Consider the following 25,123-nt stretch of genomic DNA (forward strand, 5'->3'; position numbering starts at 1 on the left):
GTAGTTCTATTGTTTATAGTTTAAATAATACGTTTGACTGCCCAATCCTCTGATTGGGCAGTCGTGTTTTGGGGATGTCGTGTTGTTTGACTTAATTCGTAAAAAACTGGTTTTAAGGTGTTAGTTTTGGATCGTAATCGTAATCCAGCGATATTGGATATTGAAGCTTCTGGATTTGGCAAAGGCAGTTACCCAATTGAAATTGGTGTCGCCGCAGAGAATGGGAAATCTTATTCTTGGTTAGTCTATCCCGAATCAGACTGGACACATTGGCAACCCGAAGCTGCCCGTTTGCACCGGATTACCCGTGATGATCTGCTGAAGGACGGTGTAAAGCCGGCGGTGATTGCCGAAACGCTGAATGAGCTTTTTGAGGGGCAGACACTGTACAGTGATGGTTGGGGATTTGATTCCGGTTGGCTGAGCCTGCTGTTCTATGTCGCTCGAAAATCAATGTTATTTAAGTTGGAAACGTTGCCCAGGATTCTCAGTGAGTATCAGCTTGAGCACTGGGATCGCGTCAAGGCGGAGTTGCGAGAAAAGCATGGGTGGGTGCATCACCGCGCTGAGCAAGATGCCAAACTATTACAAAAGACTTATCAGAAAACGGCCATTAATGAGACATTAAAATGAGTCTGTCCTTTGGTCATTCGGTTTTATGGATGAGATAGCAGGCATATTGGAAGCGGGTCTTCAGACTGCGGAGCATGCCGGTCTTGTGTTCGACATGCTCCTCTACGGACAGGGCGTAGAATAATACCTGAGGCAATCAGGGTGCCAATGTTTTAGCTGGCAAATACTGACCGTTCTGTTGCAGTAACACTCTCACTCGCAATCTCCGCGGCTACCTGTTCGTCAGCAACGTTCTTTGATTCTTCATCAGATAGGTTATCTGCAATTTGTGACGGCGCAGAGAAGTCATGGGCACTGCTGTCGGTTGGTGTATTTTCTTCTTTTTCTTTCTTACGTTTATTTTCTTCACGTGTAATGGCTCGATCGTTCATTACCCAGGTCACGGATTTTTCATCGAAGTCAGGGTTACCGTTAGCCCTGGCGGCTTTTTTTGCAAGTGTTTCGTTCAGTTCGTCCGCTTCTTTGGACATGTTTTTGCGCTCAGAGGGTTCCAAGGCTTCGACCATTGAGTAAATGGCGGCAGATACCGCTTCAGAAGCAATTCGATCCGCTGATTTACCAAACCGCTTGGCTATCACCTCCAACATCGCAATATCGGACGTGTTTAAACGGACACTGTAATCGGAAAACGTAATTTCAGTCTCTCGACGCAGGGCTTCTTCTTCGTAATATGTCTTGATCAGTTCTTGAGCGCGGTTAGACATGTAATCCTCTTTTTTTCATGGTCAATTGCGTTAAACTTAGCGGCCAAGTGTACTTGAAGTGACATAAAAAATGGCAGTACAAAATACAATTGAGCAAAAACTATCAGTGTTAAACCCTGTCCATTTATCGGTGGACAACGAGAGTCATATGCATTCTGTGCCGCCAAACAGCGAGACACATTTCAAAGTAGTGTTAGTCAGCGAGCTCTTCTCGGGGATGCGTCCGGTTAAACGGCACCAAAAAGTATATGGCTTATTACAGGAAGAACTGTCCTCAGGTGTGCATGCATTGGCTTTGCATATTTACACACCTGAAGAGTGGGATGGACAGATGCCTGAGTCTCCGGCGTGTAAGGGCGGTAACGGTAAATAACCCGCCCAGTAAAGTGTGAGGCGTCAAGTTATTTGCTGGGTGCGTGAAACAGCAAATACATGTCGGTTAGTAACTCCGGAATGTCATCAAACATTTGTTTCAATAACTTAGGTTGCTTATAGAGCGTCTTGAAATCCGGTTCATCAGCAAAAAAGCCAGACGCTGTTTCAATCGGCAAAAGTAGCAAAGCGAGTTGTTCTTCATCTTTATGTTGCCAAGCATCTGGTAGTTCAAACACCACTTCCATAAATCCTTGGCACCACGCTTCCATATCTGAATTTTGATAATCGACGGTGGGTTCGAAGGTGACGGTAAGATCGGAATCCGAATATAACTCGTCGCTGATGTCTTTGTACAATTGAACGCAGCTGTTAGCGAATGATATTGCTTCCTGTTCTGGTAACTCAGTCAACGGTTGTCCAATAGCAGATGCAAGCCAATCATCATCCAGCGATTCTCCGCACATAAACAGCGCGGTTAAAAAGCCGTGTAATCCATGAATATCGAAGCAGTCTTCGTGGCGCTCTTCTTCTTCGAGCCAGTCGGCGAGTTGGTCTATATCTAGCGTGGTCATATGCAAGTCTGAAGTTAAAAGAGGCAGTATAGCTGTTTCATCAAGAATAGGTTATAGCGCATTGCTGATTAATTTTTGCACATGGCCAGATTCCGGCAAGCGACACAGCAAAATTTTGGCATGCTCGAGGTATTAAACCGTCATCAGGCAGGGTATGGCGACGAAACTTGTCTCGACATTGATAATTCCAAGGGTGATATTGGGCTTTCAATGTCTTACGACGCTCGTTACAATCCAACCGTTTTACAATGTCCCCTTAGTTCAGTTGGATAGAACAAGGACCTCCTAAGTCTTAGACGTGAGTTCGAATCTCGCAGGGGACGCCAACTGCATATTGACGCATCGAAAAAAGCTGTGTTGGTGCTCACGGATAAAGAGAGGTTACTATGTCTGGTTCTTTGGCCATAATTGGAGGTACCGGGTTAGCTGAACTACCTGGATTAACTATTTCCAAGGCTCATGATATTCAAACGCCCTTTGGTTCCCCATCGGCCCCGGTGCTGGAAGGTGAACTGTACGGCTTGCGGGTTTTGTTTATTGCGCGGCACGGACATCCTCATAGAATCCCTCCTCACTTGGTTAATTATCGTGCAAATCTGTGGGCGTTGCAGAAGCTCTACGCCACCGATGTATTGGCCGTGAATGCAGTCGGTGGTATTTCAAAGAATATGAAGCCTGGTACCTTGGTTGTGCCTAAACAGATCATCGATTATACCTTTGGTCGGGAAATTACGATTTTTGATGGCGAGTTCGCTCCTGTTTCGCATATTGATTTTTCTTATCCTTACAGTGAAAAGTTACGTGAGTTGATCGAAAAGTCAGCTCAGAATGCAAATGAGAAGGTTATAAATGGCGGTGTTTACGGGGTGACTCAAGGGCCTCGATTGGAAACAGCCGCTGAGATTTTCCGGATGGAAAAAGACGGTTGTGACATCGTTGGGATGACCGGAATGCCAGAAGCCAGTTTGGCCCGCGAGCTAAAATTGAACTACGCCAGCTTGTCTTTGGTTGTGAATGCAGCGGCGGGCAAGGGCACAGGTGCAATTACAATTAAAGAGATAGATGATCATTTGAATGTCGGCATTGCACGTGTGCGCAATATCATTGATGAACTGGTGAAAGAGTTTTATCTGAAGCAATGACCGTACTCTGCAGTTAAGAGTCACATGAACTGGATGTCTAATGAACAATGCAGCCTAGGCTGCATTTTTGATGTCAGTCATTATTTGATTTCTATTGGAGTGATCAAGACAAGCATCCCAAAATCTGGGTTGTCCAGGTAGTGGATTTCCCGTGACCGCATTCGCCGACTTTCTTTCAGTTGGGCGCTCTGTACGGAAATGAAAAATTGATTGGATTTTCTTGATATCTGGTTATTGGACAATGAGTCTGCATTAAGTAGTGATATTCCGCCAAAGTTGTCGAGTGTCTGTTCGCTGTTCAAGCTATCATTAACGTCACCGATGACACTGAATGGGTCTGATGATTGTTCATAGGTGATCAGATGAAGATCTGTTGATAAATGAAGATAACGCTCAACATATAAACTGATATACCCTTGTAACTCAGACTGGCGACCAAATCGCTCGCCACCGTCAATCCGAATAGGAATAATATTGTCCCGCCCTGGTACCGGTTGGTTCCAGGCCTCATGAAACAGGATTTTATAGCGAGAATTTGATTCCAATGTTTCGCGCTGTTCAATCATAAGGCGTTCAAATTCAGACAGGGCTTTAAATGCTTTCAGTCCTTGTGTCGACTCGGGTGCCGGCAGTTCAACGGCGGTGGCAGGTGTATTGGTTTCATGCTCAGATTGCTCGGATGTCTCTGAGTTGTCTGTTAAAATTTCCGATATACCTTCGAGTCGAATGAAATTTGACGGATGTTTTATATCTGGGAAAGAAGGCCATGACTCGGGGTTGTCCGTTTCCGTGATCGGGTTTTTAAATATCATAACTTCAACCTGGTACCAGCGTTCAGGCTCAGCACTGTCTTCCGCGAAGGCGGCGACGGAGAGTAAACTGGAGAGAAGAATTATGGTCGGTAACAGCTTCATTTCGAGTCTCATTAATATCATTCGGAAATTCTTTTTAATATCTGTTCTATAGTGGCAAAACGCTGATCAGCTGTCTCGGTTTCAATTGTAAATTTCAACTGAGTTCCTTTGATCAAGGCAAAACGATGAGGTTCGGCCTGCACCAAATGGACGATTCGAACCGGATCAACGATCGTTTTTCTGCCGAAGTCGATAGTGCCAAGTTTGTTGTTCATGTCGACCCGGTCGATACCAATAGCTTCGAGCGATATTCTCAGTAATGTTTGACGGCACAGGTTTTTAACGGGCTCCGGTAATAGGCCAAAGCGGTCAATCATTTCTACTTGAAGTTCTCGCATAGCTTCGCTGTCTTGCACGCTGGCAATACGCTTGTAAAGTGACAGGCGCGTGTTGATATCATTGATGTAGTCATCTGGAATGATAGCGGGTATACGCAAGTTGACATCGGGTCCTTGTTTGTCTAAGTCTTCCAGTGATATTTGCTCGCCTTTTTTAAGCGATGCCACGGCTTTATTTAGCAGATCGAGATAAAGTGCAAAGCCGATGCCTTCAATGTGGCCGCTTTGTTCCTCGCCGAGAAGCTCACCAGCCCCGCGAATCTCGAGATCGTGCGTTGCCAGGGTAAAGCCGGCACCGAGGTGTTGAGATTCTGCAATGGCTTCAAGCCTTTTCTGAGCATCCTTTGTCAGCACATTCCAGCCTGGGGTCAGCAGGTATGCGTATGCTTGGTGGTGTGAGCGCCCGACACGACCCCGTAATTGATGCAACTGGGCTAGTCCGAACTTGTCGGCGCGCTCTATGATAATGGTGTTTGCACTGGGAACATCAATACCGGTTTCAATGATGGTGGTGCAAAGCAGAACATTGAAGCGTTTGTGATAGAAGTCACTCATGATGCGTTCAAGTTGTCGCTCTGGCATTTGGCCATGCGCAACAACCACTCGAGCCTCAGGTATTAATTCGCTCAGGTATTGTTGCGTTTTCTCGATGGTGCTGACTTCATTATGCAGAAAGTAAACCTGGCCACCACGAAGTATTTCGCGCAATACAGCTTCTTTTACCAAGGCGTCTTCTTTTTCCCGGACAAAGGTTTTAACCGATAAGCGCCGAGCCGGCGGAGTGGCGATGATGCTGAGATCACGAACCCCGGACATCGACATATTCATTGTGCGCGGAATAGGTGTCGCGGTAAGGGCCAGAATATCGACATTGGCACGTAGCGACTTAATCGTTTCCTTTTGGCTGACTCCGAATCGGTGTTCCTCGTCAATAATCAGTAAGCCGAGATTCTTGAATTTCACTGACTTCTGGATCAGCTTGTGAGTACCGATGACGATATCAATTTTGCCGTCAGCCAGTTTTTCAATTACTGATTGAGTCTTTTTGGAGCTGTTGAACCGGCTTAGTACTTCAACATTAATTGGCCAGTCTGCAAAACGATCCTGAAAGTTTTCGTAATGTTGTTGTGCGAGTAGGGTGGTGGGGACCAATACAGCAACCTGTCTGCCATTCATTGCCGCGATGAATGCTGCTCTCAGGGCTACTTCAGTTTTGCCGAAGCCCACGTCGCCACAAACCAAGCGATCCATGGGGCGTTTTTGTCGCATGTCTTTGATGACACTTTCAATAACCGATGCCTGATCGTCCGTCTCTTCGAATCCGAATCCCGCTGCGAACTGCTGATACTCCGTTTCGTCGAATTTAAACCCGTATCCTTTTTGCGCTTCCCGGCGAGCGTATATTTCCAACAGCTCAGCAGCAGTATCGCGGATTTTTTCGGCGGCCTTACGTTTGGTTTTCACCCAGCGATCGTTGCCTAATTTGTGCATGGGTGCATAGTCAACGTCTGCACCGGAGTACCGGCTGATCAGGTGCAGGTTGGAGACCGGCACGTAGAGCTTGCTACCTTCGGCATATTGCAGCATTAGGAACTCTTGAATCTGTCCATCTACTTCCAGGGTCTCAAGGCCGTTGTATCTTCCGATGCCATGGTCAAGGTGCACGACCGGCGTTCCCGGATGTAGTTCAGTCAGGCTCTTGATGATCTGGTCATTATTGTCATTCTGTGCTTTTTGACGTCGACGTCGTTGGGCGACGTACTCGCCAAATAATTGAGATTCGCAAATCAGGGTGACTTGATGTTCGACCAGTGTTAAACCATTTGATAATGGAGCCACGGTGAGACCTACCGTCACTGTGTCGTCGCTCAGAAAATCATGAATATTCGAGACATCACGCGGTGTCACTCGAATTCTGGACAGCAGATCTTTTAGTGCTTCGCGTCGACCCGCTGATTCCGCGCAGAACAGAACGCGGTGGCCGGTTTCTTTCAGGTAGCATTCAAGTCGATTCAGCGGTTCCTGGGCCCGGTGGTCTATCGGATAGGCCGAAGGCTTCTCGATAGCCTGAGGGTAAATACCTGCTTTGGCCTCAAGTGAAAGGTTTGACAGGATGACCCTGGGAAACTGATTGGCCAGATGAAAGAGATGTTCCTTGGGCAGAAATAGCTCCTGGGGTGACAGGATCGGGTTTGAAATGTCGTGACGTCTATTTTCATAGCGACTTTCCACTTCCTGCCAATATCGGTCGAGTGTGGTATTGAAGCCCTCGAATGTCACAACCAATGTGGCATTTGGAAGGTAATCAAAGATGGTTGACGTTTCGTCGTAAAACAAAGGCAGGAAGTATTCAATCCCCGGGCTGGGAATGCCCTCGCTGACGTCTCTGTACACTGCATTTTTTGTGAAGTCACAGTCAAAGCGTTCACGGAAATTCTGGCGAAAACGATTAACACCCTCATCGTTTAGTGGAACTTCTCGACCAGGAAGCAATTCAATATGATCAACTTTTTCTGCGGTACGCTGTGAATCGGGGTCAAACCAACGGATAGAGTCGATTTCATCGTCAAACAATTCAACCCTGACGGGAAGTTCAGAGCCCATGGGGAAGACATCCAGCAACGCTCCGCGGACGGTAAATTCACCGTGTTCAAATACAGTATCGGTGGCACGATAACCCGCTTTTTCCAGTTGGATGCGTTGGGTATTTAAATTCAGCTTCTGACCGACACGCCAATCAAAAGAGCCACCTTGAATGGCAGACGATGGAGCCAGTCGGTGGCTGATGTTGGCCGCGGTGGCCAGAACGATGGCTTTTGGGCTGTTTTGCAGGCGTTTAAGCACCGCTAATCGTTCGGATATGATGTCTTCGTGAGGTGAGAAGTTATCCCAGGGGAGCGTTTCCCAATCTGGAAAAGTTAAAACTTCCCAATTTTCAAGGTGTCGGTAGGCTTCCAGATCGGCAGCAAGTTGTTCTAGTTCCAGCGGCGAATCTACTATGCAGAGCACCGTTTTGTCGGCGCTATTCATAATCTGGGACAGAGCTAAGGCTTTGCCGCTGCCGGATAGATTGCTGATGGTTTTTACGTCGCCGGCGGTGACGGGAATGTCGAACGTTAGATAACTCATGCTTCAGGTCAATTCAGATGCCACTAATTGGGTGCGCATAATAGAGGAAGGTGCTGTAGAAATCATCGCTGAGAATCTTCTGGATGCGGAAAAGGGGTAAATTTGTTATCTGATCAGCAAAGACTACACTGAGTTTTCTTAATTTTTTACCGGAAATGTCGGATTTGAAGAACGCAAGTCGCCATTCGTCGGTAGCTATCTAAACTGTTGATCTTTATACTATTGCACGATTTTTTGGGGGGTGTGCTTCTGTTGAATGTTTCTCATTCAACAGCAGAGTCGCCTGAAATAAATTTGACAACGATAAGAACATTGCCTGTAACGATGCAGCAATGATACTTCTAGAAGTCAACGGAACTATAAATATGATAACCATCAAAAAAGGACTGGATCTCCCTATTACCGGCGCTCCTCGCCAGGAAATAGCGGATGGTCGAACAGTCAACACGGTGGCTTTAATCGGTTATGACTATCACGGCATGAAACCAACCATGTTGGTTCGTGAGGGGGAGACGGTTAAGAAAGGCCAGCCAGTTTTTTCTGATAAGAAAAATGAAGGCGTCATTTATACAGCACCAGCATCCGGTGTGGTTACGGCAATCAACCGCGGCAAACGTCGGGTTTTCCAATCGCTGGTAATCGAAAAGCAGGGTTCTGAATCCATCACATTTAAAAAACATACCATCGAAGAATTGGCCAACTTGTCTGGAGACGCTGTGGCCGCTCAAATGGTTGAATCGGGCATGTGGACGGCGTTGCGTACTCGTCCTTATTCTAAAGTTCCCGTCATCGGAACCAAGTCTAGCTCAATTTTTGTACAGGCGATGGATACCAATCCTCTGGCAGCAGATCCGGTGTTGGTTATCAACGAGCAAGCGGAAGCGTTTAAAACTGGCTTGCAGTTGTTGACCAAACTCACAGAAGGCAAAGTCTGGTTGTGCAAAGCACCTGGCGCAAATGTTCCTGTGTCGGATGGTGTTAGTGTAGAGGAGTTTGCCGGTGTTCACCCAGCGGGTAACCCGGGGACCCACATCCACTATCTGGATCCCGTCTCGGCAAACAAGGTTGTCTGGACAATCGGTTACCAGGATGTCATTGCACTGGCGAATTTGTTTACTACTGGTGAGTTGGACACACAGCGTGTTGTATCTGTGGCGGGTCCTCAGGTGAAAGAGCCTCGTTTGGTTCGTACTGAAATGGGTGCTTCATTAGCCGAATTGACTCAGGATGAGTTAAAAGATGGCGATAACCGAATCATATCCGGTTCTGTCTTCGGTGGCAGAAACAGCAGTGAAACACTGGCTTTTCTGGGTCGATACCATACCCAGGTCAGTGTTATAGAAAATGATCATTCTCGGCCCATGCTTCATTGGCTGCGCCCCGGATTAGAGACTCATTCGGTTCTGAATCTTTACGCTGCTAAGCTGTTTAAAGGTAAATTGTTTAATTTTACCACTCAGCAAAATGGTTCTGAGCGAGCCATGATTCCTATCGGCCAATATGAAAAAGTAATGCCTCTCGACATTCTTGCAACACAGCTGTTGCGAGCTATTGTCGTGAAAGATATTGATTCAGCTGAACAATTGGGTGCTCTGGAGCTGGATGAAGAAGATCTGGCCCTGTGCACATACGTTTGCGCAGGTAAATATGAATATGGTCCGATTTTACGGGCAAACCTGACTCAGATAGAGGCGGAGGGATAAGCATGGGTTTAAGAGCTTTTCTGGACAAGATCGCCCCGGAATTTGAGAAGGGTGGTAAGTACGAAAAATGGTATGCCTTGTATGAAGCTGTCGATACGGCGCTCTATAAGGATCGGAAATTCACTCACACCACGTCGCATGTGCGCGATGGTATGGACCTGAAACGAATCATGGGCATGGTTTGGGTGTTGACTTTTCCTGCTATGTTTTGGGGTATGTGGAACCTGGGGTATCAGGCAAACACGGCCATTGCCAGCGGAGCTGGTGTCATGGCGGATACCTGGCATGAAGTGATAATCGCATTACTGGCTGGCAACAACCCAGCCAGTATTTGGGATAACTTCGTCTACGGTGCAGTCTACTTCTTACCAATATATGCCGTGACTTTCGCAGTCGGTGGTTTCTGGGAAGTTTTGTTCGCAGCCATTCGGGGCCATGAAGTTAACGAAGGTTTCTTCGTTTCTTCTGTGCTGTTCGCTTTGATTTGCCCTCCGACGATTCCTTTGTGGGCCGTTGCTTTGGGTATTTCATTCGGTATTGTCGTGGGCAAGGAGGTGTTCGGTGGTACAGGTAAGAACTTCCTCAACCCCGCTCTAACGGGTCGAGCCTTCCTGTATTTTGCCTATCCGGCATCCATGTCAGGTGATGCGGTCTGGACTGCAGTTGACGGTTTTTCTGGAGCAACCGCACTAAGCAATGCATTTAGTACGGGTATCGTGGATGGAATGTTGGGTAGTTTGACTTGGATGGATGCGTTTCTCGGCATTCAACAAGGTTCTGTCGGTGAAGTATCTGCGTTGCTAATTTTACTCAGTGGCCTTGTATTGATGATCATGGGCATTGTCCAGTGGCGGATTGTATTAGGTGTGATGGTGGGCATGGTAGCGACGACGTTGCTGTTTAACGCTATTGGATCTGATACCAACCCAATGTTCAATTTGCCTTGGTATTGGCATTTGGTTATTGGTGGCTTCGCTTTCGGTATGGTCTTTATGGCAACGGATCCTATATCTGCTTCGATGACAGAGGCAGGTAAGATTTGGTTTGGTGTCCTGGTTGGGCTGATGACCGTATTGATCCGAGTAGTTAATCCTGCTTTCCCCGAAGGCATTATGTTAGCAATCTTGTTTGCTAATATTTTTGCTCCGACAATCGACTATTTCATTGTGCAACGCAATATTAAGCGGAGGTTGGCTCGTGGCTAAAAATAAAGACTCCATTTCCTATGTATTCACAGTTGCCTTTGCGGTTTGTTTGGTTTGCGCAGTTATCGTGGCCACTGCGGCAGTGTCGCTGAGACCACTGCAGATCAAAAACAAAGAGGTTGATTTTAAGCAGAATATTCTCGCGGCAGCAGGTCTGCTTGAAGAAGGTAAAACGGTCGAAGAAATGTTCGAGCAAGTGGAAACGCGCCTGGTCAACATCGAAACAGGGCAGTTTTCAAGTGAATTCGATATAGATACCTTTGACCCGGTTAAGGCCACAAAAGATCCTAAAATTACCGAGAAGTTGGACGCAAAGGTTGATATCGCTAGCATTAAACGTCGTGAAAAATACACGGAAGTGTATATCGTTCGTGATGCCGCTGGCGACATCGATACTTTGGTCTTACCCATTCGCGGTTACGGTTTGTGGTCTACATTGTGGGGGTTCATCGCCCTGGAAGAGGATTTCAACACCGTGGTCGGTTTAGGGTTTTATTCGCACGCTGAAACTCCCGGTTTGGGTGGTGAAGTGGATAACCCCAAATGGAAGTCACAGTGGCCTGGGAAAAAGGTTGTAAATGATTCTGGCGAGTTGGCGTTAACCGTTACCAAGGGTGGACAAGCTGATACGACCAGTCCGTATGATGTGGACGGGCTGTCAGGCGCTACATTGACCACTAATGGTGTCAATAATCTGGTCCACTTTTGGCTGGGTGACAATGGTTTCAAACCGTTACTTGATAACTTGAAAGCAGGAGGCGCATAAGATGTCTGAAGCGCGTAAAGTTCTGTTACTGCCTATCATCAAGAACAACCCAATTGCTTTACAGATTTTGGGTATTTGTTCTGCGTTAGCAGTAACAACCAGCCTTAATGTTACGTTGGTTATGTGTGTCGCGTTAACAGCGGTGACCGCATTTTCAAACCTGTTTATTTCGTCGATTCGAAATTTTATTCCGAGCAGTATTCGAATTATTGTTCAGATGACGATTATCGCTTCATTGGTTATCGTGGTTGACCAAATCCTGAAAGCCTATGCTTATGATGTGTCTAAGCAGCTTTCAGTGTTTGTCGGTTTGATCATCACTAACTGTATTGTTATGGGTCGTGCTGAAGCCTATGCCATGGCAAATCCACCTGTTCCAAGTTTTCTGGACGGTATCGGCAATGGATTGGGCTATAGTTTGGTTCTGATATTTGTAGCGACTATTCGCGAGCTGTTCGGTGCTGGAAAGTTATTCGGCATTGAAATTCTGCCACTGGTAAATGATGGTGGTTGGTATGTGCCTAATGGCTTGCTGTTGTTGCCACCGAGTGCGTTTTTTATTATTGCTGGTTTTATCTGGCTGTTGAGAACCTCTCAGAAAGATCAAGTGGAAGGCGCAGAGTTTAAAATTGCTAAGAATGTCAACAAAGAGGCCCTGTAAATGGAAGGTTTGATAAGCTTATTCATACGAGCCGTATTTGTTGAAAATATGGCGCTCGCTTTTTTCTTGGGCATGTGTACGTTTTTAGCGCTCTCCAAGAAAATGTCCGCTGCAATCGGTTTGGGTATTGCGGTTATCGTCGTTCAGGTCGTGACGGTACCGGTCAATAATTTGCTATACGTCTATGTGTTAAGGGAAGGGGCGTTGGCTTGGGCCGGCTTTCCGAATGCGGATCTTAGCTTTCTGGGCTATTTGAGCTATATCGGCGTTATCGCTGCTATTGTGCAAATTTTAGAAATGGTACTGGATCGCTTTTTCCCTGCATTGTACAACGCTTTAGGTGTGTTCTTACCTTTGATTACAGTGAACTGTGCGATCTTAGGTGCCTCTTTATTCATGGTGGAGCGCGACTATAACTTCAGCGAAAGCGTTGTATATGGCATCGGTGCTGGTGTGGGTTGGGCAATTGCCATTTTGGCGTTGGCTGGTATTCGCGAGAAATTAAAGTACAGCGACGTTCCGGCTGGGTTGCAGGGCTTAGGGATTACCTTTGTCACTGTGGGTCTCATGTCTTTAGGTTTCATGTCGTTCTCCGGCGTGTCTCTGTAAACAGAAAGGATTAGCAAAAGATGAGTACTGAAATTATCTTGGGCGTTGTGCTGTTTACGGTGATCGTTCTTGCACTGGTGGCTGTCATTTTGTCGGCACGTGCGAAACTAGTCAGCAGCGGTGACGTAACCATTGAAATCAACGAAGAAGCAGACAAGTCCATTACAACACCGGCAGGTGGTAAATTGTTGCAAACACTGGCTGGTAATGGCGTATTCCTGTCATCAGCCTGTGGCGGCGGTGGTACCTGCGCTCAATGTAAGTGCCGTGTTCTCGAAGGTGGTGGTAGCCCGTTGCCGACAGAAGAACCGCATTTCACTAAAGGTGAGTTGCGTGATGGATGGCGTTTATCCTGTCAGGTCGCTGTGAAGCAGGATATGAAAATTGAGGTGGAGCCGGAGATTTTCGGTGTTAAGAAGTGGACTTGTACCGTTGAGTCTAATCCTAACGTTGCAACGTTCATCAAAGAATTGACGCTGAAACTACCAGAAGGTGAAAATGTCGATTTTCGCGCCGGCGGTTATGTGCAGCTGGAATGCCCACCACATGAAGTCGATTATAAAAATTTCGATATTGAAGAAGAGTATCGTGCGGATTGGGATAAGTTTAACGTTTGGCAGTATAAGTCAAAGGTTGCAGAGCCGACGATCCGAGCTTATTCGATGGCTAATTATCCTGAAGAAAAGGGCATAGTTAAGTTTAATATTCGAATCGCTTCACCACCGCCGGGGACTAATCATCCGCCAGGCATAATGTCATCCTATGTGTTTAACCTGAAACCAGGTGATACTATCGACGTTTATGGTCCTTTTGGTGAGTTTTTTGCCAAAGACACAGACGCCGAAATGGTGTTTATCGGTGGTGGCGCCGGTATGGCACCCATGCGTTCGCACATTTTCGATCAGCTCAAACGTTTGAACTCAAAGCGTAAGATCAGTTTCTGGTATGGTGCGCGTTCAATGCGTGAGGCTTTCTATCAAGATGAATATGATATGTTGGCCGCTGAGAATGAAAACTTTGAATGGCATTTAGCCTTGTCCGACCCAATGCCTGAAGACAATTGGAATGGATACACTGGCTTTATTCATAATGTGCTTTATGAAAACTATCTTAAAGATCATGAAGCGCCAGAAGACTGTGAGTACTATATGTGTGGTCCTCCGATGATGAATGCCGCTGTTATCAAAATGTTGGAAGATCTCGGTGTTGAACGGGAAAATATCCTGCTGGATGACTTTGGCGGATAATCGATAGCAGCGAGAAAAAATGTTTAAACAGCTGTCCCAGCTCGTATTGATGGCCTGCCTTTCGGCGGGTCTTCTTACGGGCTGTTCTTTTTCAGAAAAGCAAGAAGTTCAATCCTTATTCGGATATTCAATGGGAACCAGTTATTCCATTAAGTTGGTAGCTGGATTAAATGAATCCCGAAATCTGCAGCTTGGGATTGAAGGGGTGCTTTCCAACATTAATAGTCGGATGTCGACCTATTTGCCGAATTCTGACTTATCGAAGTTTACTGAGGCTCCTCTTGATCAGGCATTGCCGGTAGATCCAAAAACAAGCATTGTTGTTGCGAAAGCGTTAGAAATCGCAAAAACGACGGACGGATTTTTTGATCCTACAGTGGCCCCGCTGGTCGATCTATGGGGTTTCGGTCCAACGCCCCGCAATAATGAGGTCCCAGACGAGCAGCAGATTTTAGCCATCCTTGATCGAGTGGGCTATCCAGCGGTGTCCGTTGATTTGAATAGTCACAATTTAAAGCGTTCTGAGATCCGGGAACTGGATTTGTCCGCTATCGCCAAGGGTTATGCTGTGGACGAAGTTGCCAATTATATCGAATCTAAGGGCTTTTCAGATTATCTTGTAGAGGTCGGTGGTGAAATGCGCTTCTCAGGACAGAAACCCAATGGCAGCGCTTGGCGCATCGCCATTGAAAAGCCCGTGCCAGGTGAGAGAGAACCCTACCGTATAATCGATGTGTCGGATGCTGCTATCGCAACGAGTGGAGACTATCGTAATTACTTTGAAATTGATGGTCGACGGTTTAGTCACTCCATTAACCCTCGTACCGGCTATCCTATAGAACATGATTTGGCCTCAGTGACTGTGGTTATGGACAGTTGTATGGAAGCAGATGCCTACGCAACGGCGTTCTCTGTTATGGGTAAGGAAGCTGCGCTAGAATTGGCAGAGAGACTGAATATAGCGGTCTTTATCATTTTTAAAAAAGAGGACGGTTTTGATTCAATTCAGTCTTCTCAATTCACCAGAAAATTTGGTGCACTTTAAGGTTGAACCCAAAATGGGTGCCTAATCGATGTGGGAGAATATGATGTTATCCACTTTCTTAATTGTATTTGTCGCTATGGCGATTATTGTTGCCATTATGGCGGTCGGTGTCATGTTTGGCAGAAAACCGATTGCTGGCTCTTGCGGTGGGATGTCTGCCATCGGAATGGAATCCGAATGTGATGTCTGTGGCGGTGACAAGACCAAATGTGACAATGAGGTCAAAAGTTCCAAGCGTAAGGGGAAATCCGAATTGGCCTATGACGCCACCCGATAATTTCTCTTTGAATGGCTAAGCAATACTTAAGGATAAATAATGGCGGATCATAATTACGATTTAATTGTTATAGGTAGCGGTCCAGCTGGCGAGAGCGCTGCAATGAACGGTACCAAAGCTGGGTTAAATGTCGCGGTTATTGATTCGCGTCCAGAAGTCGGCGGAAATTGTACACATCAAGGGACAATTCCCTCAAAGGCGCTGCGACATGCGGTGCATCAGGTTATGCAATATAATCGGAATCCAATGTTTCGCCATATGTCCGGCCAGAAATGGTTGAGCTATGCGCAGGTACGAGATACCGCTCGGAAGGTCATTGAAAAACAAGTGTCCATGCGAGCGCGATTCTATGCTCGGAATCACGTCGATTTGTTTTTTGGTGAAGCCAGTTTTCTGTCTGAAAACATGATTCAATTACGTTTGCCCGATGGTCAGAAAGATCAATTAACCGCCAAAAAAATCGTTATAGCCACAGGGTCACGACCTTATCGACCACCAGGTGTCGATTTTAACCATCCTCGAATTTTCGATTCGGACACCATTTTGAATCTTGATCAGACACCTAGGAACATTGTGGTCTATGGTGCGGGTGTTATTGGTTGTGAGTATGCCTCAATTTTTAATGGTTTGGGCGCCAAAGTTGATCTGATTAACCCTGGCGACAGGCTATTAGCGTTTATGGATGACGAGATTTCGGATGCCTTGAGTTATCACCTTAGAGGGCATGGCGTTTTGATTCGACACAACGAGTCTTTTGTGTCTGTTGAAGGAAATGATTCGCACGTTATTCTCACGTTAGCGTCTGGCAAGAAAATCAAATGTGAAGCCTTCTTATGGGCCAATGGGCGAACAGGTAATACAGATAATCTTAATCTGGACACTGTGAATTTGTCTGCAAACAGCCGGGGCCAGCTCGAAGTGAACGATATGTATCAGACATCGGTAGAGTCGATTTACGCAGCCGGTGATGTCATTGGTTGGCCTAGTCTGGCCAGTGCTGCTTATGATCAAGGTCGGTCAGTTGCTGGAGTTATTTCTAACAACGGAACTTTTCGGCACATAAATGATGTACCGACTGGGATATATACCATTCCTGAAATTTCCTCTATTGGACACACCGAAAGGGAGCTAACAGAAGCTAAAATTCCTTATGAAGTGGGTAAGGCCTACTTCAAAGACACGGCTCGTGCTCAGATAACCGGGGAAGAGGCTGGCGTTTTAAAACTCTTATTTCATCGGGAAACGACGGAATTACTTGGTATCCACTGTTTTGGTGACCAAGCTGCCGAAATCCTACATATCGGACAGGCAATAATGTCGCAAACAGGTGGAGGAAACTCAATTCGATATTTCCTAGAACACACCTTTAACTACCCGACGATGGCCGAAGCCTATCGAGTAGCGGCTTTAAACGGTTTAAACCGAATTTTCTGATCAATAAAAAGAAGGCGGCCTCGTCGCATAGCGGTGAACCCGAATTGAAGGTAGAAAAGGGTCGTCTTCTATTTTGATGTCGCTGCGCACGAGTCTTTGGCGTTGTTTCGGAGGCTCCACAGGTGGCAGGTTGAAAGTCGGTAAATTTCTTTTTCCTTCACTGGGAAACATCAGCGGTAATGAGACATTCATGGATCTCCGTTTCTTGTCCGCAAATACCATATTTGCGCGTAAGACAGGAGCTTGATTCTGTACTCTGGCTAGTGGTTCGCTATCAGCTAGCGAACTCAAACGTTCAATCTGAATTTTGATGTGCGTCGCATCTGTATTTAACTTGCAGAGTAAGTCATAGGCTTCTTGTTTGGTGATTTTTTTGATCGATCGACCACTGGTATACCAACTAAAGCCAACTTTTTCTGGCCTTCTTACCACAAGAGGAATATGACGAAAAACTTGTTTTAAATGCAGTCGATGCAAGCCTTCTTTGCTCAAACTGTCGTTCAGGGAAAGGTACCTGCGTGCAAGTTGTGATTGGATTTCACGCCAATTTTTATCATCATTGTCTTTAATTCGGTGTACGGCTTTTCTGAACTCATCTTTTAACAGATTAATTTCGTTGGCAAACGTCATCTGCTCCCGGGAAAGGGCTATCAGGCCAGGGTAAACTCGAGTTTCTCGGCCATCCTGGTCTTCGTGATACCAAAGATCGGTTAATACATCTTCCAGGGAGTGGAGATGTCCACTGTGGCTTTGCCAGTCGGCAAGCCAAAAATGGCTGGCAGTGGGTTCAATGTTTTTGGCAAACATAGACATAGAAAGCTTTAACTTTTCAAAGAGTTTGAAAATAGGCTCGTCCATTAAATTATACCGTTATCTTTGGAGTGTTGGTGCTTATAGTAAGGATGAGTGGTTAGTTTGGCAAACGTTTAAGGAGAGTAGTAGCAGGTATGGTATTCCAGGTGCTGTGATGGGTTTCATAGGGCCTGACACGAGGGGTAACAGGCCCATTCCTGCATTTAACCGAGTAAATCTGCTAATTTATCCTGATCGGCAATAAAGTTACGGATCCCTTCTGCCAGTTTTTCAGTAGCCATCGCATTTTGATTCATTGCAAACCTGAATTCTGCTTCGGTAATCGGTGATAAATGTGGCTGAACGTCAGTTGAAGGTGCCAGCTTCTGAACGACCGGCGATTGCGTTGAAGCTAACTCTTCAAGTAAAGCAGGCGCAATGGTTAAGCGATCACAGCCGGCCAGTTCCAAAATTTCACCGGTATTGCGGAAGCTTGCACCCATGACAATGGTTTTATAGCCGTGACTCTTATAGAAGTTGTATATCTCTTTAACACTTACCACGCCAGGATCGTCCTGCGCGGTGTATTCCTGTTGTGTTTCCTTTTTGTACCAGTCGAGAATGCGTCCAACAAACGGTGATATGAGCGTTGCTCCTGCGTCCGCACAGGCTTTCGCTTGTTCCATAGAAAATAATAACGTTAAGTTGCATCGAATACCTTCTTGTTCAAGCTGTCGGGCGGCCTGTATGCCTTCCCAGGTAGAAGCAACTTTGATCAGAATTCGGTCTTTGCTCCAACCTTTTTGCTCGTAAAGACCGATAAGCTTGCGTGCTTTTGCTATGGTTTTTTCGGTATCAAAGGAGAGCCGGGCATTGACTTCGGTTGAAACATAACCAGGAACAATTTTGAGGATTTCATCGCCGATTTCGACGGATATCCGATCAATGAGGTCATCGGTGTCTTCTGACTGTTTCTTTAAGGCATCGAGAATGTGATCAAACTTTCCACTTTGAATTGCTTTTAGAACTAATGATGGGTTTGTCGTTGCATCTTCAGGTGTAAATTTGCGAATTGAATCGATATCGCCTGTATCTGCAACGATGGTGGTTATTTTTTGCAGTTGTTCAAGTTGATTCATATTGATCTCTTATTTATTGTAGTTGACTAGGTGGTCAAGTTTACCCGTGATAATCGACTCTGCAAGCTTAATTATAGTTCTAACTCACAATAGTAAGGTGTATAGCGATAATAAAGGCGTCAGCTATGGGGCGTCGGGTTGGCCAAATGTTTGGGTGGCTGAATCATCGATAGGGCCTCGCCAAATAGGGAAGCATCCGCGCCCTGTTTCGTCATATTCTCGCTGAGTAACCGACGGTATTTTTTAGATCCTGGCTGACCACTGTACAATCCCAGCATATGGCGGGCTATGTACTTCAAAGGAGTGCCATCCAAAGTAGACTGTTCAACCCATTGTACGAGCGTATCATTGAGGGCTTCTGACGTTTCAATAGGGTTTTTCGTGCCATAATAATGGTGATCAACGTCGGTCAACAACAATGGGTTTTGATAGGCTTCGCGGCCAAGCATGACCCCATCCAAACCCGCATTCAGCAGCTCGAATGCTTCTGTATGATGTTTAATACCGCCGTTTATCACAATGTTCAGATCTCGGAAGTCCTGTTTTAGCTGAATAACTCGGTCATAGTCCAATGGTGGTATTTCTCGATTCTCTTTAGGACTTAAGCCATGTAATATGGCCTTTCGGGCATGGACGATAAACGTTTTGCACCCAGATTCAGCAACGGTACCCACAAAATCACGTAGGAACTCGTAGCTGTCAAAATCATCAATGCCAATACGGTGTTTGATGGTAATGGGTATCTCAACACTGTCCATCATGCTTTTTAAAGCATCTGTAACTAATTGGCTGTGCGTCATTAGAATCGCGCCAATCATACCATTCTGAACTCGGTCACTCGGGCAGCCAGCATTTAAATTTACTTCGTCATATCCCCATTTTTCGGCTAACTTTGCGCAGGTTGCCAAATCAGTTGCGTTATGCCCCCCCAGTTGCAAAGCAATAGGATGTTCCACGCTGTTAAAATCTAAAAAACGTCTAGTATCGCCATGAATAATGGCGCCCGTTGTAACCATTTCGGTGTATAACAAGGCTTTTTTGGTCATTAATCGGTGAAATTGACGACAATGGCTGGTCGTCCAGTCCATCATAGGTGCGACACTAAACTTGTGGGGATAGGGACTGCTGATCATCTCTGGTGCTTGAGTTAAATTGAAGAGCGATTATACGAATTTAAAGTTGACTGGAAAGCGACTTGGTAGAAATGTGCAGTTTTGCGCAATTTCAGTGAATTAGACCACAGAATTGCTATCAAAACGGCGGACTTTTGGTGTCAATGGTAGACAGCATAGGGCAATGCCAGTATTTTGAACATTTTAAGAGTTTGCTTTCAGTGTTTTCGCTAAACTAATGTTTGGAAACAGAATTTGCTGATTTTCACCGTTCAAATTGACATACTTTAGCGTCAATTAGAGCTAGAATGTTTTTGTCTTGATGGTTTTTGAGGTTTGGTACAACTGATGAGTGCAATTTTTTCCGCGGATGCGATTAAGGGTGAGCTAGAAACAACTATTCAACAAGCTCAGAATGCCCTTGAAGGCTTCAGCGAAAATATTTCTGACTTGGCTCTGCTGGAGCAAGTTACTGATTATGTCCGTCAGTTGCGCGGTATCTTTCAAGTGCTGGAAGAAAAGGGCGCGGTCAGCGTCTGTGATGAAATGAATGCCGCCTTGAATGCTATTCCCCATTCTACTGAAGGTAACGCCGATAAGGTGCTGAAAGGTATTTTGGAAGCACTAAGCCAGACGTTGGTGATTCTGAGCCGATTTCTAGAGTTGATCAGTCTGCAGCACAAAGCCGTCCCGTCTGTGTTGTTACCCGCGATCAACACCCTGAGGTCATCTCGCAAGGCTCCTATATTAGGTGAGGCCCATTTCTTTGAGTTTAGTTTCAAAATCGGAAAACCGCCCACCAATAAGCCTGTTCGGATAACACGTGAAACGTTAGCTCGGCTAAAAAAGTTTCGTCATATGTATCAGGCTGGGCTATTGCATCTTATTCGGGGCGATCGTACCGCTGGCGCCGTTCGCTATATGGGATTAGCGTTAAGCCGTATTGACCAACTGCTGGGTAATTCTCCTTGTGCTCCGCTTTGGTGGGTAGCGTCTGGCGCGTTAGAAGCGATGGTGCAGAATGATGCGAAGATGACTCCAGCCCGTAAGAGGTTGTTCTCGATGCTGGATCGTGAATTAAAAACATTGATAAAAGATGCTCCCAATTCTTTCCGGCAACCTTCGAGTGTTCCATTGACAAAAGAATTTCTGTATCTGGTGGCTCTTAACAAGAGTGATAGCCTTAAAGCTCGCCAAGTAGCCAAATTTTACAGGTTACCCGATCTTTCTTACAGTGAGGTGACTCTTGAAGAGCAGCGTCAAGTTTTGTTCAGCCCTGGACGGGGTGTGCTGACGAGCGTAGCCGAAGCTTTGAAAGAAGACATAAACGCCATCAAAGATGCTGTGGATCAGGTTGCACGTGGAGGTCAATTTTCAGCGAAGGATTTACATACCCGACTGGCTAAAGTGGCGGATGTATATGTGATGTTGGGGCTGCAAAGCCCCGCCAATGTGCTAAAGATACAAGCTGAGCACATTGGTCGCTGGGCTGACAATGCGGCCCCTTCTCAAGATGATCTGCTTAAGATAGCCGATGTGGTTTTATACGCAGAAAGTGCTTTATCTCGGCTGTTGCAAGGTCAATCTCAGTTAGATTCAGACGGCGACAATAAGGCATTTAAAGCTCAGGTTCATGAAGCAAGAGTCGTGTTGATCGATGAATCTGAGAGTGGTCTGGCACTAGCCAAGCGAGCCATTTCAGCTTATATGGATTCCAATGGTGACAAGCTGCATTTGTCAAATGTTGTGGCCACATTGCATGGTGTCCGGGGAGCGCTTGTGTTTCTCAACAGTGAACAGGCTGCTTCTATCGTGGCTAGGGCCATTGCATTCGTACAGCGTGATCTGCTTGAGAGTGCGGCGTTAATTGATTCTGGGCAGTTGGAATTGTTCGCGGACGCTTTGTCCAGTTTAGAGTTTTATCTAGAGGGACTGCTCAGTGGTAACGAAAATCTGGATATCTTGAAGCTAGCCTTACATTCCTTGAATAATTTGAAAGTATAAAAAAGCCAATCAAAACTGATTGGCTTTTCGAATGTTGACAAAAAGTTACAGAGAAAATAGATCGGACAGGCGAGTTGCTAACATCATGTCGCCTTCGGTTCGCAAGCGGCCAGTCATGAACGCCTGCATACCATTTATTTCTCCGGCAACGACTTCAGCAAATGTGTCCCCGTCCATGATTAATGTAACGGTTGGATCACTATGTTCACCTTGCTCGAGCTTACAGCTTCCGTCTTTGACGATCAGGTGGTGCGCGTCATCGTCAACTGAGAATTGAAAAACAACGTCCAATCCGGCAGCTGCGGAAGCGTCAAATCGTGATTCTATTTTTGCAAAGGCTTCAGCAATATTGCTCATTCTTGTTTGCTCCTGTGGCAAAGGTTTCATATTGACACCGGTTGATGCCTGAATGCATTGTATGGTGTCAGAATTAAAAAAATCAAACATTTGTTTGAAACAGTTGTTCATATTTAAGGAGAACACCATTTTGTGGTCCGATTATTTCCTATTTTTACTTAAAACCATCACGTTTGTCTTAGCTCTAATACTGATTATCAGTGTCATGGTGAGAGCGTCCAAGTCTGGTGGTGATTCCGCAAGTCAGGGTAAGCTGGTTGTTACCAAGATAAACCGCGCCGTTGAGCAGATTCGTTTGCGAATGCAGCATGAGGTCTTTTCAAAAAAAGAATTTAAAAAGGTACAAAAGAGTAATAAAGATAAGCATAAGCGTGAAGCGAAGACAGAAGTGCAATTGCCAAATGTATTCACATTACGCTTTAAGGGTGATATTCAAGCGTCGCAAGTCAGTTCACTTCGTCAGGAAGTTTCTGCAATTTTAACAATTGCGCAACCTGGCGATGAGGTCGTCATTTCTCTGGAAAGCCCCGGTGGTGCAGTTTCAGGTTATGGTTTAGCGTCGTCACAGCTGCTCCGACTTAAAGATGCGGGATTAAAATTGACTGCCTGTGTGGATCAGGTCGCTGCCAGTGGGGGGTACATGATGGCATGTGTGGCGGATAAAATCTTGGCAGCACCTTTTAGTATTGTTGGGTCTATCGGCGTTTTGTCGCAAGTGCCTAATTTGCATCGTTTCCTGAAGCGATTTGATGTGGATGTTGATGTATTGACTGCAGGAAAGCACAAGGCGCCAATGACGCTGCTGGGTGAAAATACCGATGAAGGGAAGCGTAAGCATGTTGAAGATCTCAACGCCATTCATAAGCGTTTTAAAGAGTTAGTTGGGTTACATCGCCAGCAATTGAATATAGATGATGTATCTGAAGGCGATTTCTGGTTAGCACAGGATGCCCAGGAGTTGAAGCTGGTAGATGAAATACAAACCAGTGATGCTTACTTATTGGAACTTTGTGAAAAAGCCAACGTTTATCGTGTGCAATGGGTACCACATAAAAGTCTGGAGGAGCGTCTCAAAAAGGCCACGAATGCAATGTATGCGTCTTTCGAAAATATGATTTCTAAACGCTGGCTGCCATAATCTCTAGCGTGCTTTTTATTGAAGAATGGTAAAAAGGGGGCGTTGTACCCCCATTTCTAAACCCGTTAGAAACAAACTCTAAAGGGCGTTTTTCTGGTTCAATCTTTTTTGGACGTGAGTCACTCACGACCCCATTACTGATTAATTCAGGTCTATACCTTGTTATTGAATTCTGGTGACATCGACGTAGAGCGTCAAACGGTCACCGGGTTGCAAGTATTTTTTCGACAATGTGTTCCATTTTTCTATATCGGAAACCTGTAGATTAAACTTGTCGGCTATTCTGTATAAGGAATCACCTTGTCGCACGACATAGCCGACTTTCCGAACAACTTGCCGACTGTCGAGGCTGGCTGCTGTCGAGTGCGAAGCGTCTACCTAGATGACAAGATTCTGTCCCGGGCGCAAGACATCTTTTGGCGCCATGTTATTCCATTTTGTCAGGCTGGTAACGCTGACATTGAACTTCTTCGCAATTTCCCAGAAGGTATCACCGCTTTTTACCGAATAGTCAATTCTCGATTTATCGGAGCCAGAAAGTGCATTTTGTTTAACTTTTAACCTGTTTTCCGCTGAGAGTGCATAGAACTGATCGTTTTGGCTGGCGACTGGAATCAGTAACTTATCGCCTGCTCGGATCAAATTGCCACGAATATTATTGACGTCTTTAACGACATCAACAGTCACGTCAAATTTATGAGCAATAGACAGCAGTGAATCACCCGATTCAATCGTATATCGCTTCCAACTTAAACGGTTTTCAGGTGGTAAGCTGGCAATGTTGGTTTGGAAGGTTTCTGCTCGGTCTGCGAAAACCAATAAGTGGTGAGGGCCATCAGGATCGGTTGCCCAACGGTTAAAACCAGGGTTGAGTAAATAAAGGTCGCTTAAGTTCATTTCAGCTAGTTTGGCAGCTTGGGCAAGGTCAATCTGACCACCGGTTTCGATGATCGCAAAATAAGGCTCGGTCGAGACATAGGGTAATTCAATGCCATACTTGTCAGGGGAGTGGAAAAGTTTTGCCAAGGCAAACATTTTAGGAACGTACGCTTCGGTTTCCTTGGGTAAATCAAGATGCCAGAAATCAGTAGGCTTGCCAGCCTTGGCATTCTTGCGTTGTGCCCTAAGAACAGTGCCTGGACCGGAATTGTATGAGGCTAATGCCAGTAACCAATCGCCATCAAACATTTTGTTTAATTGTGACAAATAATCCAAAGCAGCTCTGGTCGACTCCACAACATCACGACGACCGTCGTACCACCAGTTCTGTTTGAGGTTATACATACGGCCCGTCGAGGGGATAAACTGCCACATTCCTGAAGCACTGCCATGAGAGTATGCAAAAGGGTCAAATGCACTTTCGACAATAGGAAGCAGAGCTAAATCGAGTGGCATGTCACGGGCCTGTAATTCATTGACGATGTGGAACATATACCGTGAGGCACGTTCGCTAACCCGGTTAATATAGCTTTGATGCGATGCATACCATTTGAGTTGCTGGTTAATCCGTTTGTCTTCTAACGTAAGATCGAAAGTGAATCCGCGTCTGAGTACCTGATATAGATCGTCCGGATACTTCGCGTAGGGGTCGGGTCGCGATAGGTCCAATGGTTGCTGCCATAAACGTTCACTGTCTGTTACTTCATGAAACGTGTCATTGGCTCTGTTGCGGGCAATTTCCTGTGCGAGCCATTCATGATTGGGTTGGCTTGCAGAGGACAATTGCGTGTCCGTAGCTGACGTTTGGTTTCGTGCTGAAGTTGCGGTTTCGATGGTGCTCGCAAGATCAGTGGACTTGGGGGATACGGGCAGGACGTTGCAACCAGT

Annotated in this window: 24 protein-coding genes and 1 tRNA gene; 15 read left to right on the top strand and 10 right to left on the bottom strand. The window is 45.9% G+C overall.

Annotated elements, in window-relative coordinates; translation table 11 throughout:
* Window positions 1–126: 126 nt before the first annotated feature.
* A complete protein-coding gene (locus IYN85_RS05335; RefSeq protein ID WP_196157790.1) occupies window positions 127–633 on the top strand; it encodes a hypothetical protein in 507 nt (168 codons plus the stop codon).
* Between the two features lie 152 nt (window positions 634–785).
* Here IYN85_RS05335 and IYN85_RS05340 read toward each other — a convergent pair whose 3' ends face one another.
* A complete protein-coding gene (locus tag IYN85_RS05340) occupies window positions 786–1,337 on the bottom strand; it encodes a hypothetical protein (protein WP_196157791.1) in 552 nt (183 codons plus the stop codon).
* Window positions 1,338–1,407: 70 nt separating this feature from the next.
* On the opposite strand from IYN85_RS05340, the gene IYN85_RS05345 reads away from it, so the two are divergent.
* A complete protein-coding gene (locus tag IYN85_RS05345; protein WP_196157792.1) occupies window positions 1,408–1,710 on the top strand; it encodes a BolA family transcriptional regulator in 303 nt (100 codons plus the stop codon).
* A 28-nt stretch (window positions 1,711–1,738) separates the two neighbouring features.
* Here IYN85_RS05345 and IYN85_RS05350 read toward each other — a convergent pair whose 3' ends face one another.
* Window positions 1,739–2,284: a YecA family protein gene (locus tag IYN85_RS05350; protein ID WP_196157793.1), complete on the bottom strand. Its 546-nt coding sequence runs from the start codon at window positions 2,282–2,284 to the stop codon at window positions 1,739–1,741.
* 250 nt (window positions 2,285–2,534) lie between these two features.
* Between IYN85_RS05350 and IYN85_RS05355 the strand changes: the two genes are divergently transcribed.
* Window positions 2,535–2,610 (top strand) — tRNA-Arg (locus tag IYN85_RS05355).
* A 60-nt stretch (window positions 2,611–2,670) separates the two neighbouring features.
* Complete coding sequence (locus tag IYN85_RS05360) at window positions 2,671–3,426, top strand: S-methyl-5'-thioinosine phosphorylase (protein ID WP_196157794.1); 756 nt, start codon at window positions 2,671–2,673, stop codon at window positions 3,424–3,426.
* Between the two features lie 80 nt (window positions 3,427–3,506).
* Here the strand turns inward: IYN85_RS05360 and IYN85_RS05365 are convergent, their stop codons facing one another.
* Both IYN85_RS05365 and mfd read right to left on the bottom strand, forming a co-directional pair.
* Window positions 3,507–4,340: a CsiV family protein gene (locus IYN85_RS05365; RefSeq protein WP_196157795.1), complete on the bottom strand. Its 834-nt coding sequence runs from the start codon at window positions 4,338–4,340 to the stop codon at window positions 3,507–3,509.
* A gap of 17 nt (window positions 4,341–4,357) precedes the next feature.
* On the bottom strand, window positions 4,358–7,807 hold the full coding sequence (mfd, locus tag IYN85_RS05370; RefSeq protein ID WP_196157796.1) for a transcription-repair coupling factor: 3,450 nt from the start codon (window positions 7,805–7,807) through the stop codon (window positions 4,358–4,360).
* 365 nt (window positions 7,808–8,172) lie between these two features.
* Here mfd and IYN85_RS05375 point away from each other — a divergent pair, with 365 nt between their 5' ends.
* From IYN85_RS05375 to sthA, 9 genes are read left to right on the top strand one after another with little or no spacing between them, the layout of a single operon-like run.
* Window positions 8,173–9,510, top strand: a complete 1,338-nt coding sequence (locus IYN85_RS05375) for a Na(+)-translocating NADH-quinone reductase subunit A (protein WP_196157797.1) — start codon at window positions 8,173–8,175, stop codon at window positions 9,508–9,510.
* Between the two features lie 2 nt (window positions 9,511–9,512).
* Entirely contained in the window at window positions 9,513–10,715 is a 1,203-nt protein-coding gene (locus tag IYN85_RS05380) for an NADH:ubiquinone reductase (Na(+)-transporting) subunit B (protein ID WP_196157798.1), read from the top strand.
* Window positions 10,708–11,481: a Na(+)-translocating NADH-quinone reductase subunit C gene (locus IYN85_RS05385; protein WP_196157799.1), complete on the top strand. Its 774-nt coding sequence runs from the start codon at window positions 10,708–10,710 to the stop codon at window positions 11,479–11,481. Before IYN85_RS05380 ends, IYN85_RS05385 begins: the two co-directional genes overlap by 8 nt.
* Window position 11,482: 1 nt before the next feature.
* Window positions 11,483–12,142 carry an NADH:ubiquinone reductase (Na(+)-transporting) subunit D gene (locus tag IYN85_RS05390; protein ID WP_196157800.1) on the top strand — a complete coding sequence of 220 codons (660 nt, stop codon included), beginning with the start codon at window positions 11,483–11,485 and terminating at the stop codon, window positions 12,140–12,142.
* Window positions 12,143–12,751, top strand: coding sequence for an NADH:ubiquinone reductase (Na(+)-transporting) subunit E (gene nqrE, locus IYN85_RS05395; protein ID WP_196157801.1), 609 nt, complete (start codon window positions 12,143–12,145; stop codon window positions 12,749–12,751).
* 20 nt (window positions 12,752–12,771) lie between these two features.
* Complete coding sequence (gene nqrF / locus IYN85_RS05400) at window positions 12,772–13,998, top strand: NADH:ubiquinone reductase (Na(+)-transporting) subunit F (protein WP_196157802.1); 1,227 nt, start codon at window positions 12,772–12,774, stop codon at window positions 13,996–13,998.
* Window positions 13,999–14,017: 19 nt separating this feature from the next.
* Window positions 14,018–15,043 carry an FAD:protein FMN transferase gene (locus IYN85_RS05405; protein ID WP_196157803.1) on the top strand — a complete coding sequence of 342 codons (1,026 nt, stop codon included), beginning with the start codon at window positions 14,018–14,020 and terminating at the stop codon, window positions 15,041–15,043.
* 43 nt (window positions 15,044–15,086) lie between these two features.
* Window positions 15,087–15,320, top strand: coding sequence for a (Na+)-NQR maturation NqrM (gene nqrM / locus IYN85_RS05410; protein ID WP_196157804.1), 234 nt, complete (start codon window positions 15,087–15,089; stop codon window positions 15,318–15,320).
* A 39-nt stretch (window positions 15,321–15,359) separates the two neighbouring features.
* Window positions 15,360–16,754, top strand: a complete 1,395-nt coding sequence (gene sthA / locus IYN85_RS05415; protein ID WP_196157805.1) for a Si-specific NAD(P)(+) transhydrogenase — start codon at window positions 15,360–15,362, stop codon at window positions 16,752–16,754.
* On the opposite strand, the gene IYN85_RS05420 is transcribed toward sthA, so the two are convergent.
* The 3 genes from IYN85_RS05420 to dusA all read right to left on the bottom strand — a co-directional run bounded on the left by IYN85_RS05420 (window position 16,755) and on the right by dusA (window position 19,818).
* A complete protein-coding gene (locus IYN85_RS05420; protein WP_196157806.1) occupies window positions 16,755–17,612 on the bottom strand; it encodes a DNA replication terminus site-binding protein in 858 nt (285 codons plus the stop codon).
* A 158-nt stretch (window positions 17,613–17,770) separates the two neighbouring features.
* A complete protein-coding gene (gene tal / locus IYN85_RS05425) occupies window positions 17,771–18,685 on the bottom strand; it encodes a transaldolase (RefSeq protein WP_196157807.1) in 915 nt (304 codons plus the stop codon).
* Window positions 18,686–18,804: 119 nt separating this feature from the next.
* Window positions 18,805–19,818 (bottom strand): tRNA dihydrouridine(20/20a) synthase DusA, encoded by a 1,014-nt coding sequence (dusA, locus tag IYN85_RS05430; RefSeq protein WP_196157808.1) that lies wholly within the window; start codon window positions 19,816–19,818, stop codon window positions 18,805–18,807.
* 327 nt (window positions 19,819–20,145) lie between these two features.
* Between dusA and IYN85_RS05435 the strand changes: the two genes are divergently transcribed.
* Entirely contained in the window at window positions 20,146–21,801 is a 1,656-nt protein-coding gene (locus IYN85_RS05435) for a hypothetical protein (protein WP_196157809.1), read from the top strand.
* A gap of 45 nt (window positions 21,802–21,846) precedes the next feature.
* Here IYN85_RS05435 and IYN85_RS05440 read toward each other — a convergent pair whose 3' ends face one another.
* Window positions 21,847–22,158, bottom strand: coding sequence for an SCP2 sterol-binding domain-containing protein (locus tag IYN85_RS05440; protein ID WP_196157810.1), 312 nt, complete (start codon window positions 22,156–22,158; stop codon window positions 21,847–21,849).
* Window positions 22,159–22,219: 61 nt separating this feature from the next.
* Between IYN85_RS05440 and sohB the strand changes: the two genes are divergently transcribed.
* Window positions 22,220–23,296 (top strand): protease SohB, encoded by a 1,077-nt coding sequence (gene sohB / locus IYN85_RS05445; protein WP_196157811.1) that lies wholly within the window; start codon window positions 22,220–22,222, stop codon window positions 23,294–23,296.
* 162 nt (window positions 23,297–23,458) lie between these two features.
* Here sohB and IYN85_RS25805 read toward each other — a convergent pair whose 3' ends face one another.
* Both IYN85_RS25805 and IYN85_RS05455 read right to left on the bottom strand, forming a co-directional pair.
* The gene (locus IYN85_RS25805; RefSeq protein WP_196157812.1) at window positions 23,459–23,605 is read right to left on the bottom strand and encodes a LysM peptidoglycan-binding domain-containing protein; all 147 of its coding nucleotides are present in this window, start codon (window positions 23,603–23,605) and stop codon (window positions 23,459–23,461) included.
* A gap of 69 nt (window positions 23,606–23,674) precedes the next feature.
* Window positions 23,675–25,018 carry a LysM peptidoglycan-binding domain-containing protein gene (locus IYN85_RS05455; RefSeq protein WP_196157813.1) on the bottom strand — a complete coding sequence of 448 codons (1,344 nt, stop codon included), beginning with the start codon at window positions 25,016–25,018 and terminating at the stop codon, window positions 23,675–23,677.
* Window positions 25,019–25,123 lie beyond the last annotated feature (105 nt).

This window comes from Reinekea sp. G2M2-21 (assembly GCF_015687175.1).
Taxonomy (GTDB): domain Bacteria; phylum Pseudomonadota; class Gammaproteobacteria; order Pseudomonadales; family Natronospirillaceae; genus Reinekea.